The following is a 620-nucleotide window of genomic DNA, read 5'->3' on the forward strand; positions in this document are numbered from 1 at the left end:
TTTACAAGCAGCTGTCTTTCATAAACATACCTGGGGTATTTCTCAAAGTGAGTTGGCTAAGCTGTTTAACAAAGGGAAAGCGACTATTGAAAGGTGGTATCAACGCCACTATAAAGAGCAAGATAGAGAGCGAGCCAATGCCCTGTGCCCCTCCGTTCTGGGTATTGATGAGCATTTCTTCAGTCGAAAGCAAGGCTTCGCCACTACCTTCTGTAACTTAAGAAAAAATAAAGTGTTTGATATCGTCAAAGGCCGAAGTGAAACGGACCTTGCTGGCTATCTCAACTCATTACCAGGTAAAGAGCGCGTTAAGGTAGTCTGCATCGACTTAAGTAGTACCTATCGCTCCCTGGTTCAAAAGCATTTCCCCAATGCCAAAATAGTCGCTGACCGTTTTCATGTCATCCGTTTAATGCAGCATCAATGCATGATGACCTATCGTGAGCTGTCTAATAAAGTAAAAAATAATCGCGGCATACTCGCCCTTCTTAGAACTAAACCAGAACGCCTGACCACTTCTAAAAAAGCTAAGCGTGATGCCTTTCTCGCTGAAAATCCAGCTATCCAGGCAATCTATCACTTCCAACAACAGTTACATGAAATACTCATGAAAAAAATGC

At 42.7% G+C, this 620-nt stretch carries 1 protein-coding gene; it reads left to right on the forward strand.

Annotation, left to right across the window (positions count from 1 at the left end):
• On the forward strand, positions 1 to 620 hold a 620-nt coding region (locus Lery_RS15350), incomplete at both ends, for a transposase (RefSeq protein ID WP_162262977.1).

Origin of the sequence: Legionella erythra (assembly GCF_001467615.1) — a bacterium.
Lineage (GTDB): Bacteria > Pseudomonadota > Gammaproteobacteria > Legionellales > Legionellaceae > Legionella_C > Legionella_C erythra.